At 67.3% G+C, this 13,637-nt stretch carries 12 protein-coding genes and 1 pseudogene; 5 read left to right on the top strand and 8 right to left on the bottom strand.

Annotated features, from left to right (window positions below):
• Positions 1-12: 12 nt before the first annotated feature.
• Positions 13-429, bottom strand: coding sequence for a Rap1a/Tai family immunity protein (locus KHN93_RS19760; RefSeq protein WP_046344903.1), 417 nt, complete (start codon positions 427-429; stop codon positions 13-15).
• A gap of 86 nt (positions 430-515) precedes the next feature.
• On the opposite strand from KHN93_RS19760, the gene yedA reads away from it, so the two are divergent.
• Together yedA and rarD are read left to right on the top strand one after the other, a co-directional pair.
• Complete coding sequence (yedA, locus tag KHN93_RS19755) at positions 516-1,412, top strand: drug/metabolite exporter YedA (protein ID WP_184551819.1); 897 nt, start codon at positions 516-518, stop codon at positions 1,410-1,412.
• Positions 1,409-2,319, top strand: a pseudogene (rarD, locus tag KHN93_RS19750) (EamA family transporter RarD). Before yedA ends, rarD begins: the two are co-directional and overlap by 4 nt.
• Before the next feature lie 241 nt (positions 2,320-2,560).
• Here rarD and KHN93_RS19745 read toward each other — a convergent pair.
• The 5 genes from KHN93_RS19745 to KHN93_RS19725 all read right to left on the bottom strand — a co-directional run bounded on the left by KHN93_RS19745 (position 2,561) and on the right by KHN93_RS19725 (position 8,688).
• Positions 2,561-3,676 carry an alpha/beta fold hydrolase gene (locus tag KHN93_RS19745; protein ID WP_024939054.1) on the bottom strand — a complete coding sequence of 372 codons (1,116 nt, stop codon included), beginning with the start codon at positions 3,674-3,676 and terminating at the stop codon, positions 2,561-2,563.
• Positions 3,677-3,864: 188 nt separating this feature from the next.
• Positions 3,865-5,190 carry an ABC transporter permease gene (locus tag KHN93_RS19740; RefSeq protein ID WP_374057821.1) on the bottom strand — a complete coding sequence of 442 codons (1,326 nt, stop codon included), beginning with the start codon at positions 5,188-5,190 and terminating at the stop codon, positions 3,865-3,867.
• A gap of 7 nt (positions 5,191-5,197) precedes the next feature.
• Positions 5,198-6,358 (bottom strand): ABC transporter permease, encoded by a 1,161-nt coding sequence (locus tag KHN93_RS19735; RefSeq protein ID WP_046344898.1) that lies wholly within the window; start codon positions 6,356-6,358, stop codon positions 5,198-5,200.
• Positions 6,359-6,370: 12 nt separating this feature from the next.
• Entirely contained in the window at positions 6,371-7,060 is a 690-nt protein-coding gene (locus KHN93_RS19730) for an ABC transporter ATP-binding protein (RefSeq protein ID WP_211921169.1), read from the bottom strand.
• Between the two features lie 383 nt (positions 7,061-7,443).
• The gene (locus tag KHN93_RS19725; RefSeq protein ID WP_211921167.1) at positions 7,444-8,688 is read right to left on the bottom strand and encodes an efflux RND transporter periplasmic adaptor subunit; all 1,245 of its coding nucleotides are present in this window, start codon (positions 8,686-8,688) and stop codon (positions 7,444-7,446) included.
• Between the two features lie 290 nt (positions 8,689-8,978).
• Between KHN93_RS19725 and KHN93_RS19720 the strand changes: the two genes are divergently transcribed.
• The 3 genes from KHN93_RS19720 to KHN93_RS19710 all read left to right on the top strand — a co-directional run bounded on the left by KHN93_RS19720 (position 8,979) and on the right by KHN93_RS19710 (position 11,818).
• Positions 8,979-10,166, top strand: a complete 1,188-nt coding sequence (locus KHN93_RS19720; protein ID WP_211921165.1) for a sensor histidine kinase — start codon at positions 8,979-8,981, stop codon at positions 10,164-10,166.
• Between the two features lie 91 nt (positions 10,167-10,257).
• Positions 10,258-10,860, top strand: coding sequence for a response regulator transcription factor (locus KHN93_RS19715; RefSeq protein WP_016902640.1), 603 nt, complete (start codon positions 10,258-10,260; stop codon positions 10,858-10,860).
• Positions 10,861-11,029: 169 nt separating this feature from the next.
• A complete protein-coding gene (locus tag KHN93_RS19710) occupies positions 11,030-11,818 on the top strand; it encodes a ThuA domain-containing protein (protein ID WP_104560502.1) in 789 nt (262 codons plus the stop codon).
• Positions 11,819-11,970: 152 nt separating this feature from the next.
• Here KHN93_RS19710 and KHN93_RS19705 read toward each other — a convergent pair whose 3' ends face one another.
• Together KHN93_RS19705 and KHN93_RS19700 are read right to left on the bottom strand one after the other, a co-directional pair.
• Positions 11,971-12,513: a cytochrome b gene (locus KHN93_RS19705; protein WP_016902642.1), complete on the bottom strand. Its 543-nt coding sequence runs from the start codon at positions 12,511-12,513 to the stop codon at positions 11,971-11,973.
• Positions 12,510-13,607, bottom strand: coding sequence for a catalase family peroxidase (locus tag KHN93_RS19700; RefSeq protein ID WP_211921163.1), 1,098 nt, complete (start codon positions 13,605-13,607; stop codon positions 12,510-12,512). Before KHN93_RS19700 ends, KHN93_RS19705 begins: the two co-directional genes overlap by 4 nt.
• Positions 13,608-13,637 lie beyond the last annotated feature (30 nt).

Here is a 13,637-nt window from a genome sequence, read left to right as displayed (position 1 = left end):
CGACCGCGCCGCCTATTTGCGGCACGGGTAGCGCTTGGCCAGCGCCTGCACGATCAACGCAGGTGCGGCTTCGTCCAGGCGCGCGTCGGGTAGCGCGCCGATATCGCTGATGATCGCCTGCATATCCGGCGGGCCGCTCTTGCCGGCCGGCATGCACCATTGCGTGCGGTAACTGCTGCTGGCGACGCCGAGCAGGTAAGCGCCGGCGCGGTTTGCCGAGAGCATGACCTTGAGCTCGGTTTGTTCGGGCGCGATCTCCGGCGCCAACGAACCGTCCAGCCCGGCCTCGAGGAGCTTGCGCCCGCTGGGCTCCCAGGGTTCGGGTACGCGTGCCAATGCGCTGGCCGATAGCACGGTCAGGGCGGCCAACATCAACCAGGGGACGCGACGCTGCATATGCACTCCGGGCCGGGGATCAATGCGCACCATACCGCGGCAGGCGCCCGAGAGGCGTACGACGTTGGCGTGGGCAGGTGATCTAGAATTGAAGCTTCCGCTGTATTTGGCAATCTTCGATGTCCTCTTCACACGATGCTGTGGCGCCTGCGCGCAGCGGCCTGGTCGTTGTCGCGTTGTTGCTGGTCTATGTGGTCTGGGGCTCGACCTATCTGGCGATCCGCTTTGCGTTGGAAGGCGGCGCGCTCCCGCTGACCATGGTGTCCGGGACGCGCTTCATCGTGGCCGGCACGGTGCTGTATGCGGTGCTGCGCTGGCGCGGGGTGGCTGCGCCGACGCGCGCGCAATGGAAGAACGTGGCAATGATGGGCGCGGCCCTGTTGCTGCTGGGCAACGGCATGGTGGTGCTGGCCGAGCGCAGCGTGTCGTCGGGCCTGGCCGCCACCTCGGTGGCATCGGTGCCGCTGTGGATGGCCTTGTTCGGCGCCTTGCGCGGGCAGCACGCCAGCCGTGGCGAATGGCTGGGTATCGTGATCGGCTTTCTGGGCGTGGTCTGGCTCAACGCCGGCAGCAGCCTGACCGCCACGCCGGGCGGGCTGGTGTTGTTGCTGATCGCGCCGATCGGCTGGGCCTTCGGCTCGGTGTGGTCGCGCGGACGCGACCTGCCGTCGCCGTTCATGACTGCCGCCGGGCAGATGTTGTGCGGCGGCGTGTTGCTGGTCAGCACCGGCCTGCTGATCGGCGAGCGCCCACAGAGCCTGCCGACCTCGCAGGGGCTGCTGGCCGTGGCCTATCTGTGCGTGTTCGGCTCGATCGTGGCGTTTACCGCCTACGTGTGGCTGCTGCATCACGTGCGCCCGGCGTTGGCCGGCAGCTACGCCTACGTCAACCCGGTGATTGCGGTGGCGTTGGGTGCCTGGCTGGGGCATGAGCGTTTCAGCGCGCACGACATCGGCGCGATGGCGGTGATCCTGTCCGGCGTGCTGGTGGTGACCCTGGCCAAGGCGCGGCGATGACGGCGGTCTCGCCGACCGAGGCGCGTCGCGGGCTGTTGATCACCGCATCGACCTTCGTGATCTGGGGCCTGGTGCCGCTGTACTGGCACCTGCTCAAGGCGGTGCCGTCGCTGCAGATCATCGCGCACCGCATCGTCTGGAGCGCGCTGCTGGTGGTGGCGTGGTTGCTGGCCACCTCGGGCCTGCGCTGGTGGCGCGCCATCGCCGCGCAGCCGCGCGCGCTATGGATGCTGGCCGGCAGCAGCGTGGCGATTGCGTTCAACTGGGGCCTGTATATCTGGGCGATCAACGCCGGGCATGTGATCGAGGCCAGCCTGGGCTATTTCATCAATCCGCTGCTGAGCGTGTTGCTGGGCGTGCTGGTGCTGAAGGAACGCCTGCAGCGCATCCAGTGGGTGGCGGTGGTGTGTGCGGCGGCGGGCGTGCTGTGGCTGACCCTGGATGCCGGTGCGCCACCGTGGATCGCGCTGGGGCTGGCGTTCTCGTTCGGTGCCTACGGCCTGCTGCGCAAGCTGGTGGCGGTGGATCCGGTAGCCGGGCTGGGCGTGGAAAGCGTGTACTGTTCGTGCCGGCGCTGCTGCTGGCGGGCTGGGGCGAGCAGGGCCATGGCGGCGCCTTCCTGAGCGGCTGGGACCTGCGTACCGATCTGCTGCTGATCGTCGGCGGCGTGCTGACCGCGGTGCCGCTGATCGGGTTTGCGTATGGCGTGCGGCGGATTCCGCTTTCGCTGGTGGGCATCCTGCAATACATCGCGCCGAGCCTGCAGTTGCTGCTGGGCGTGTGGTTCTTCCACGAGCCGTTCGATCAGGGGCGCGCGATCGGATTTGCCGCGATCTGGGTGGGGCTGCTGCTGTTCGTCGGCGATAGCCTGTGGCGGCAGCGGCGGCAGGTGGTGGTGACGCCTTAAGCATCGGCCGCTGCGCGATCCGTTCAATCGCGCAGTGGCTGCGTTGCGCGGTGGGCAGCAGCGCGGTGCGCGCTTCGACAGCCTGCCGTTGCCCAGCTCCTGCCTGGATTCAGGGCGAGCAACAGACGACTGCGTTCACCGCGGTGCGGGTGCAGTCATCGGCATGTCATTCAGACCCACCGTTTCGGAACGCGCGGTCCGCTCCCGCCTGACGACCGTTCGCGACCTTCGTCCACCGCTCTCAGCCGCGCGGCGCCAACGCCGGTGTCGCCACCGCCAGCGTGGAGGTCGGCAGTGCCTGCGGCGCGGGGCAGTGGCCTGGATCCTGTTGCGTCTGCGCCAGCCACTGGTCGATCGGCCCACCCAGCAGATCCAGCCGCAGCGGCAGGCTCAGATGGGTTTCGCCAGGTAGCTCGACGTAGTGCGCGCGCGGGCTGGCCAGCGCCAGCGCACGCCCATGCGCGACCGGAATGTGCTGATCGGCATCGCCATGCACCAGCAGCACGCAGCTGCGCGTGTCGGCCAAGGCCTGCGTGACATCGACGTGGTCCAGGTCCAGCTGCAGCTGGCGGTCGGCGGCGGCGATCACCGCATCGATATTCTGGTCGGCATAACGCCAGCGCGCATACGCGGCCACCGCCTGCCCACGCCAGCCATTCGGTTGGCTGGCGAGCAGGTGCGGGACCATGTCGCGAATGCCGCGCCCGGCGTTGGCGAAGGATTCCATCGCCACCACGCCGGTCACGCGCGGCCCGAGCTTGTCGGCGGTGAACAGTGCGGTGGCGGCGCCGTAGGAAATGCCGAACAGGTACAGCGGGCCACGGATCTCGCCACGCGGTTGCAGCGCATCGAGCACGTCGATCACGTCGTCGGATTCGCGCGTGCCGTAACCGGACGGGCCACCGCCGGAATGGCCATGGTTGCGCAGGTCGATGGTGATCACCCGGTAGCCGGCCTGCGCCAGCTCCAGCGACCATGGCAGCAGCGAATCGCCATCCATCATCCAGCCATGCAGCAGCACCACGGTGCCGCGCGGCGTCGGTGGGGTCGCGGTGGGCACCTTGAAACTGAAATCCACATCCAGCGCATGCGCCGGATCGTGGCGCTGGCCGAGATAGCGGTAGTGCATGGCGTACTGGCCGGGATCGATCGCGCGCCAGAAGATCGGCACCTGATCGCGCGTGACCACATGCCCGCTGCGGTTGGGCACCGTGGCGATAGTGGCGGCAATGCGCTCCTCATCCAGCAATGGCGAGGTGCCGCCGGGCGCGACCAGGCGCTCGCTGAGCGAGGTGGAGGACGAGGAACAGCCGGCCAGCCACAGGCAGGCGCAGGCCAGCAGAATCAGGCGCGTCATGGGCGAAGATCGATGGATGCAACGGCCGGGCAGCCTACGGCCTGCCCGACCCGCGCATCTACCGCAGTGCAGTGACAGAACGATGACAGCCCGCACTACGTTCAGCCGCAGCACCCGCACTCCCTCTGCCTTGGCTGTCACCATTCCCCAATCCCGATTCCCCATTCCCGGGCGGGCCAGCGGCCCGCCTAAACCTCACGCAACGCCGTCGTGATCGGCAACCGCGCCGCCCGCAAGGCCGGGAACAGCCCGCCGACCAGGCCAATGCCCAGCGCCCATTTGAGCCCGCTCCACAACAGCTCCGGCGAGACCTTGAACTGGAACACGATCTGGCTGAAGTTGCTGCCCAGCGTGGACACGCTGTAGCCATTGAAGATGGCCCAGGCGATCAGGCCACCGAGCAAGCCGCCCAGCAGCGCCAGCAGCATGGTCTCCAGCATCAGCGCCATGATCACCGGCGTGCCGCGGAAACCGATCGCCCGCATCGTGGCGATCTCGCGCGCGCGCGTGGCCACCGCCGCATACATGGTATTGAGCGCGCCGAACACCGCGCCCACCGCCATGATCGCGCCGATCACCGTGCCCAGGATGCTGATCAACCTGTTCAAGCCGCCGCCCTGTTTGCCGTAGTAGGCACGGGTGGTTTCCACATCCAGTTTGAGCCGCGGATCGGCGGCCATGGCGGTCTTGAACTGGCTGAAACCGGCCTTGCCGGTGGTGCGCACGCTGATCGACTGGTAGGCGCTGCGGTTGTAGGTGGTGGCCAGCGTCTGCGCATCGGTCCACAGCTCCGAATCGTGCGCATCGCCGGAGGCGAACACGCCGACCACGGTCCATTGCTGGCTGCCGAGGGTGAGCGTCTTGCCCAGCTGCAGTCCGCGGAACTGAGTCAACGCGCCCTTGCCGACCACGATCTCGCGCAGGCCGGGGGTGAAGCGCCGTCCCTGCACCAGCCTGACCTTGTCGTGCACCGCCCAGGCCTGTTCGCCCACGCCACGCAGTTGCGCGTTGACGTCGGTGCCATCGGATCTGGAGGCGATGTTGACCACCTGCGAGAGCTCCGGCGAGAGCAGCGGGCGGCCCCTGGCATCGGCGGCGATGCCGGGCAGGCTGCCGATCAGCGGCACCAGGTCGCGGGTGATCACCGAGTTGGTTTCGGCCTGCGAGCCGCCGCGCAGAACAATCGCGGTGGTGTCGTCGCCGGTGCTGTTGAGCGTGGCCTGAAACCCCTGGCCCATCGCCAGCATCGCCACCAGCACGCCGACCACACCGGCGATGCCGACCACGATCACCGAGCTGGCACCCCAGCGTTGCGGCAGCGTGGCGATGCCGATACGTGCAGCGGCCAGTGACAGCCGGCCGCTGCGGGTGACAACCAGCCACACCGCCAGCAAGGCGGCGGCGACCAGCACGCCGATCCACGGCAGCGCGATCCACACGGCCAACCCGACGGCCAGCGACACGACCGACAGCAGGTTGACCAGACGGTTCTTCCATTGGGTTTGCATCTGCATGCTCCTGTCAGCGGCCGGCGAGGGCATCGACGATCTTCAAGCGCTGCGCGCGTCGCGCCGGCAGCACACCCACCACGATGCCGATGCCGGCCATCAGGCCCAGCCCGACCAACCAGGTCTGCAGTGGCACGCCCTGCACCGGCATCACCCCGCCGCTGCGTGCGGCCACCAGCGGGATCACCAGCGATGCCAGACCCATGCCGATCAACCCGCCCAGGCCGATCAACAGCACCGACTCCACCATCACCAGACTCAACACGGTGCGGTCCTGAAAGCCCAACGTCTTGAGCGTGGCCAGCTCCGGTATGCGCTCGCGCACCGCCTGCGCCATGGTGTTGCCGGTCAGCAGCAGCAAGGTGAAGAACACCGCGGCCATGATCGAGGTGACAATCAGGCCGATATCGGCGAATTGCTTGATGAAGGCCTGCTGGAACGCCGATTCGGTCTGCGACTTGGTTTCATGATCGGAGTTGGCCGACAACGCGTCGATCGCCTGCGCCACGCGCGAGGCCTGGTCGGCGTTGCGCAACGTCACCGTGTACCAGCTGACCCTGCTCTTGATGTAGTCGTTGGACTCGTCGAAGTATTTCCAGTTCATCATCAACTGGCGTTCCTGGTTGGCCGCCACCGCGCGGTCCTTCATGCGGAAGATGCCGACCAGTTGCAGCGGCCAGTCGTTGCTGCCGCCACGCGGGAAGATGGTGGCCTGCAGCGGAATGGTGTCGCCGATCTTCCAGCCATTGGCCTTGGCCAGGGTCTCGCCGACGATGGCGCCGGTGCGCGTGGTCTGGAACGCCTTGAGCTGTTCCTTGGGCAGCTCGTACTCGCTGTAGACGTCGAAAAAATTGGGCGCTACCGAAAAGTTCGGGAAGAAATTCTTCGGGTCGCGGTAGATGCCGCCGAACCACATCGCCGAGGTCACATCGCGCACGCCCGGCACGCTGCGGATCTGCGGCTCCAGGCTGATCGGCAGCGATTGGGTGATCGACAGGCGCGAAGCCACCACCAGGCGGTTCACGCCGCTGACGCTGCCGCCGGAAGTGAAGGCCACGCGCACCGAATCGAGCATGCCGAACAGCAGGAACGCCGCCACCACCGACAGCAAGGTCAACAAGGTGCGGGTCTTGCTGCGGAACAACTGCGCCCACACCAGCCAGAGATACTTCATGGCAGCACTCCCTTAGAGCACGAGCGGCGCATCGGCCAGCTCGCCCTTGTCCAGATGGATGGTATGGGTGGCGTACTCGGCGGCCTTGGGGTCGTGGGTCACCATCACGATGGTCTTGCCGTGTTCGCGATTGAGTTCCTGCAGCAGGCGCAGGATCTCTTCGGCGTTATGGCGGTCCAGATCGCCGGTGGGTTCGTCGCAGATCAGGAACGTGGGGTCGGACACGATCGCGCGTGCAATCGCCACGCGCTGCTGCTGGCCGCCGGACAGTTCGCTGGGCTTGTGGTTGCGGCGTTCCTGCAGGCCGACCAGGGTCAGGGCGATTTCCGCATTGCGCTTGCGTTGCGCGGCGGTGAGCGCGGTGAGCAGCAACGGCAGCTCCACGTTCTTTTGCGCGGTGAGCATCGGCATCAGGTTGTAGAACTGGAACACGAAGCCGACGTGGTGACTGCGCCAGATCGCGAGCTGGCCGCCGCTCATGCGGTCGATGCGCTCGCCCTGGATCTCGATCTCGCCACCGCTGGGGTTGTCCAGCCCGCCGATCAGATTGAGCAAGGTGGTCTTGCCCGAGCCGGACGGACCCATCAGCGCGACGAAGTCGCCGCTGGCGATCTCCAGGTCGATGCCGTGCAGCACCTGCACCTGCTCGGGGCCGCGTTGGTAGGTCTTGGTGATGTTGCGCAAGCTGACGAGAGCGGTCATGGCGACTCCTGGCGGTGCAATGGAAAGAGGCAAGCGCGATGCGGCATGGCGACCGCGATTGCATGAGGCGGCAACACGGCGATGCGGTGACGGTGAGGCGGCAAGACGGTGCGAGGCTGGATGACGACAGACGCAACTGCTGGGTGACATGCGCGACGACGCACGGCGGCGACAAGCCAGGCGGCTAGGTCTGCACTGACCGATGACGCCGCTGGCTGTGGATCACCAACGCCGCTGTGATCGTTGCTATGTGATTGCATCGCCTTGCGCGATCGCAGCGCCATCCAAGAGCCACGACCGCATCAGCCATTGCCGCCACCGTGGGCGCCGCGCTCCCCGGAGCGGCGTCGCTGCCCAGCTGGTGACTGCAGTGACCGGCGCAGTTACTCGGCAGCGGCCGCGTCGGCTTCGGCCACCGTGTCGCCGTCTTTCAGGCCTTGCGGCGGATCCAGCACCACAGTGTCGCCCGCACTCAAACCCGACACCACCTGGCGGTCCTCGCCCATCACCATCCCGGGAGTGACCGTCTTCATGCTGACGGTGTTGCGCTCGCCGACCACGAACGCGACCGTGCGCGTGTCGCGTTCGACCAGTGCCGCAGCCGGCACGCGCACGCCTTGCGGCTTGCTGGCCTCCTGCGTATTGGCCCGTTCCAGAAAGCTCACCCGCACGCCCATCTCCGGCACGATGCGCGGGTCCTTGAGCTTGAGCGCCACGCGCACCTTCACCGTGGCCTTGCCGCGGTCGGCCGTGGGAATGATGGCGATCACCTCGCCGGGAATCTTCCATTCCGGATACGCGTTGAGCACCGCTTCCACCGGCATCTTCGGCTGCACGCGGCCGATGTAGGACTCGCCCACTTCCACTTCGATCTCCAGCGATTCCATGTCCACGATGGTGCCGATGCCGGTGCGGGTGAAGCCGCCGCCGGCCGACAGCGGCGAGACGATTTCGCCGGGCTGCGCGGCCTTGGCGGTGACCACGCCGGCAAACGGCGCACGCACCACGTTGAAGTCCGAGCGGATTGCCGAGATCGCCAGCTGGTCCGATGCCACGCGCACATTGCGTTGCGCATTCTGCAGCTGTGCGCGCAAGGCATCGCGCTGTGCGGTGGCCTGCTCGTACTGCGAGCGCGACACCAGTTGCGCACCGACCAACGATTGCAGCCGCGCCGCATCGGCATTGGCCACTGCCAGTTGCGCCTGCATGTTGTCGACCTGGCTGCGTGCGGCCGACAGCTGCGATGCCGACAGCGTGCGCTGCGCATCGGCATCCAGCGGGTCCAGCGTGGCCATCACCTGGCCTTGTTCGACGCGCATGCCTTCTTCGATCATCACCTCGCGCACCTTGCCGGTGACCTGTGCCGACACCGTGGCCATGCGCCGCGCCACCACGTAGCCCGATGCGTCCAGCACCGAGGCACTGCGGCTGCCGGCGCTGATCGCCACCACCGCTGCGGTCTGTACCTTCGCCACCGGGCGGCGGGTGAACCACCACGCCGCGGCCGCCAGCAGCACGATGACGATCACGGCGGCGATGACCCAGCCGCCGCGCCGTGCAGGTTCGGGGGCGGCAGGACGCTGGCGGTCGATGCGGAGTTGCTTGAGCAGATCGGCGGAAGTATTCATCGATGACCAGGACGGGATGCTGCGCGAAATGTGACCGGCCGCAGGCGGCGCCGCAAGCTGCCGGAAGTCACCAATGCGATCGCGGCGACGAACGGTAGCGCGACCAACGCTGCTGCCAGGTGCTGCGCAGCATGCGACCGCGATGGCGGCATCCACCAGTGACAGCTGTCACCTGCCGTGCATGACAGCGGCAACTGGCCGCGCCCTTCAGGATGGGCGAGGCTGCAGCATCGGGCGCCCGGTCGGGCCCGGCAGTGGCAGAATCCGATCACCCACATGGACCCACCCCGATGCGCGTGTCGTTACCCGCCTGGCTTCGCCCCGCTGCCAATTCGCAGGTTGCCGCGCGGCTGGCGCAGGGCCAGTCGCCGTGGATGGATGGCGTGCATCTGCTGTGGTCGAGCTGGGTGTTCGTGGTGCCGGTGTTTTCCTCGCGCGGATACGACAGCACCTGGCTGCTGTGCACCCTGCTGTCGTATCCGGTCTTCCTGCTGTTGTACGCGCGCATGTTGCTGGCGCCGCGCGGCACCCTGTATCGCTATGCCTGGGCGATGGGTGTGCTCAGTGCCGCGTTGCTGCCGGTGTATCCCTCGGGGATCAGCTATTTCGTCTTCGCCTGCCTGAGCCTGCCCCCGTCCACACGGCAGGCCTTGTGGCGGCACTTCGCGATGCTGGTGGTGATGAACGTGCTCTACCTGGGCTGGGCGCACTGGCTGGGAATGCGCCTGCAATCGCTTGTGTGGTTGCCGGTGTCGGTGCTGGGAATGGCCGGTGTCGGTGCGGTGTACAGCATCAACGAACGCAAGGACGCGTTGCTGCGCCTGTCGCAGGACGAAGTGCGCCGGCTGGCCGCCACCGCCGAGCGCGAACGCATCGGCCGCGACCTGCACGATCTGCTCGGCCACACCTTGTCGCTGGTGGCGCTCAAATCCGATCTGGCCGCGCGCCTGATCGCGCGCGATCCGCAGGCCGCGCGCGGCGAGATCGATGCGGTGGCGCAGATTTCGCGCGATGCCCTGGCGCAGGTGCGGCGCGCGGTCACCGGCATTCGCGCCGCCGGGTTGGTGGCCGAGCTGGCGTCGGCGCGGGTATTGCTGGAGATGGACGGCATCGTGCTGGAACACGCACTGGAAACGCTGGCATTGTCGCCCGAACACGAAACTGCATTGGCACTGGTGGTGCGCGAAGCGGCCACCAATGTGCAACGGCATGCGCAGGCCAGGCGTATGCGCGTGAGCCTGCGCGCGCAGGGCGAGCAGGCGGTGCTGGACATCAGCGACGATGGACGTGGCGGGGTGATCGTGCCCGGCAACGGCCTGGACGGCATGCGCACGCGCCTGCACGGCCTGGGCGGCGCGCTGGAGGTGGAAGCGCTGCCGCGCGGCATGCGCCTGCGCGCCAGCGTGCCGTTGCCCCAGCCCACGCTGGCGACCGCGCAGCCGCCAGTGCCGGTGCCGCTGCTGCCACCGTCGCGCTGATCGCGCACACGTCCGCTGCATTGCACGCAATGCACGGCGGGCCCAAGCGCTGCTATCGTGCGCCACCGTTGTCTGCATATGAGCGCGCGCGATGATCCGGGTGTTGTTGGCCGAAGACCAGGCGCTGCTGCGTGGCGCGTTGGTCGCCTTGCTTGGGCTGGAAGACGATATCGAGGTGGTCGGCAGCGCAGGCGATGGCGAAACTGCCTGGCGCGAGCTGCAACGCCTGCAGCCGGACGTGCTGATCACCGATATCGAAATGCCCGGCCTGACCGGCCTGGAGCTGGCCCAGCGCATCCAGCGCCAGGCGCTGCCGCTGCGGGTGATGATCGTCACCACCTTCGCCCGCCCGGGATTTCTACGCCGCGCGCTGGATGCCGGTGTGGCGGCGTATCTGCTCAAGGACGCGCCGGCCGAACAACTGGTCGGCGCCCTGCGTCAGGTGCAGCGTGGCGGGCGGGTGATCGACCCGCAACTGGCGCTGGACGCCTGGGTCGAAGCCGATCCCTTGAGCGAACGCGAGCGCACGGTGTTGCGGCTGGCCGGCGAAGGCCGCTCGGCCAGCGAGATCGCGCAGCAATTGCAGTTGTCGCATGGCACGGTGCGCAATTACCTGTCCGAATGCATCGGCAAGCTGGGCGTGGCCAATCGCATCGAAGCGTATCGGCTGGCGCGGCAGAAAGGCTGGCTGTGATGCGGTGACGCAGACGCGTTGCGCTGTCAGCGAGCGCGGCAATGGATGCCATGCTGCGCCGCGTATCCGTTGTGCATTGCCGCCTGCCGCTATTCCAAATAACGCGAAAAGCATGCCGCGCAGGCGCGGGTACACTGCCGGGCCAGAACGATCCCTGCGAGCGAACGGCATGAAATCCCTGTGGCTGTTGGGCCTGCTGATGGTGTGCGCATTCAACGCGTCTGCCGAGCAGTTCAAGATCCTGGTAGCGGCGATTCCCAACCAGTATCACCACGACTATATCCCGGTCGCCAAGCCGCAGTTCGAAGCGATGGCGCGCAAGCATTATGTCGAGTTGGTGTGGGCGTGGAATGCCAAGGCCTTCGATGGCGATCTATCGCAATACGCGGCGATCGTGCTGCTCAATACGCCGGCCACCGATCTGGATCCCACGCAGCGTGCGAACTTTCAGGCCTACGTGCGCAACGGCGGCGGCGTGGTGGCGGTGCACAAGGCGTTTGCGATCAAGCGCGGCGACTGGGAGTGGTACGACCACCTGATCGGCCGCTCGTTCCGCACCCATCCATACATGCAGACCGCGATGGTCGACGTGGTGGACGCCAACTTCCCGGCCACTGCCGGCCTGCCCGCGCGCTGGGTGTGGACCGACGAATGGTATGAGTACGATCCGCCGTACAGCGACGACCTGGTCACGCTGATGACGGTGGACGAAACCAGTTACGACCCCACGCTGATCTGGCCGGGCCAGGTCGCCAAGGGCATGGGCAAGCAGCACCCTGTGGCGTGGTACCACCACTTCGAAGGCGGCCGCGTGTTCGCCACCGCGCTCGGCCACCTGGCCGAGGCCTACAACGACCCACGCTACCTGGAGCATCTGTACGGCGGGATTTACTGGGCCGCCACCGGCAAGGGCATCCAAGCATCCGCGCCAGCGGCCAAGACAAAACGCCAGCGTTAAATCCTAGCCCCTCTCCCGCCGGGAGAGGGGTTGGGGTGAAGGTTAGAGGCAACGTCACTCCAGACGGTGGCGAACCCGATGCTTCGCCCGCACCCGCATCCGTCCTCGGGGGCACCTTCCCCAGGCGGGAGAAGGGAGCCGATACCCATCCATCAACGCGCAGATCGCTCGCCACGCGCCATGCTGGAAAACACGCCATCCCGGCGCACCCAGGCATGGAACAGCGCCGCGCTCAGATGCCCCAGCACGGTGGCGAACAACAGGTACGCCAACCAACCATGCGCGCTCCGCAACCAGGCGTACAGCGCAGGATCGTGCGGCGCGATCGCCGGCAGGTTCGCGCCCGGCCACAGCACGATCGGATAAGCGCCGGCCGACAGCATCGCCCAGCCGATCAACGGCATGCCCAGCATCAGCGCATACAACAACCAGTGCGAAGCGGTCGCGGCGGCCTTCTGCCAGGCCGGCAGGTCGGCCGGCAGCGGCGGCGGGCGGTTGCGCAGGCGATTGATCAGGCGCAGCACCGCAAGGATCAGGATCGCAATGCCCAAGGGGCGATGCAGATCGATCAACCACGGCCGCTGCGTCACCGAGGCCACCATGCCCACGCCGACGAACAGCATGGTCAGGATCATCGCGGCCATCAACCAGTGCAGCACGCGTGCGGGCAGATTGAAGTGGGTATGGCTGCTCATTGGCGTGCTCCCTGGCCGGTGGCGGCGCTGCCTGTGCCATTGGCGATCTCATGCTCGCGCCGGTTGAACGATTGCGAATACACCGACGAGCGCGCCGCCAGGATCGGGTCGTTGGATCCGGCAATGCCCTTGGGCAGGATCAGCGGGTCGTAATTCAGGTCGCGGCACGGGCCGGTGGCCTGCGGCTCGGCATGATCGATCGATACCGTGCCGGCGACGATCTGCTTGCGGCTTTCCGGCCATGGCTGCGAGGGATCGTCTACCGCATCGCCCGGCTCGGCCACGGTCAGCACCAGGTCCCAACGCAGCGGCCCCTGCGCCAGGCGCGTGTCCAGATCGGTGGCGAGAAAATCGCCATCGGCCTGCGCGCGCTGCTCGGCGCTGAGTTCCTGGAACGGGGTATGCGGACGCATCGACCAGCGGATGTAGCGCTCGCGTCCATCGGCGGCAATCGCGCGGAACGCATTGACCCCGTTGTATTGCGTGTTGGCCCAGCTGTTGGACCACGGTGCGGTCTTGGCCCACTGCTGGAACTTGGCTGATTCCGGATACTGCTTGCCGAACGCGGCCAGCTTGGCCGGGTCGGGCTTGCCGGTGGCCGGGTCCGGCCGGGATGCCACGTTCAATGCCTGGAAACCGGCCGGCGTGGCCACCACGAAGAACGGAAAACTGTTCATCGCGGTGCGCCATTCCTGCCCGTCGTCGCTGCGCAACAGCAATGCCATGCTGCGTACGCGTGCCGCACCATCGGCGCCATGCGGGTCGCCGCCGCCGATCGACAGGCGCCCGAGCACCGGCGTACTGGCCTGGCTGAAGATGCGTGCCGACGACAGCCAGGCGGCCTTGCCGCTGGCCTTGAAGTCCCCGCTCACACACACGCCCTTGGTATGTGCGCGGCGAAAGCCCGGATGCGGCGGCCCGCTGGCCTCGATGGTGTCGGTCATGCGCGCGGCGGTGAGCCGGTCGCCACCGATCCAGCCGGCGGTCCAGGCGAACGCAACCGCCAGGCCGCCGGCAATCGCGGCGATCCCTAGCAATGGCGCCACGCGGACGCGTCCATGCTGTGGCGGTGGGGAAGGAGGTGGCAAGGTCATGGCTGGCTCCAGTGGTCGGTGCGGTGAGTG

Origin of the sequence: Xanthomonas arboricola pv. juglandis (assembly GCF_905367715.1) — a bacterium.
GTDB classification, from domain to species: Bacteria; Pseudomonadota; Gammaproteobacteria; order Xanthomonadales; family Xanthomonadaceae; genus Xanthomonas; species Xanthomonas arboricola.
The sequence above is the reverse complement of the archived record's forward strand: the minus strand, read 5'-3'. Positions and strand labels throughout refer to the sequence as shown.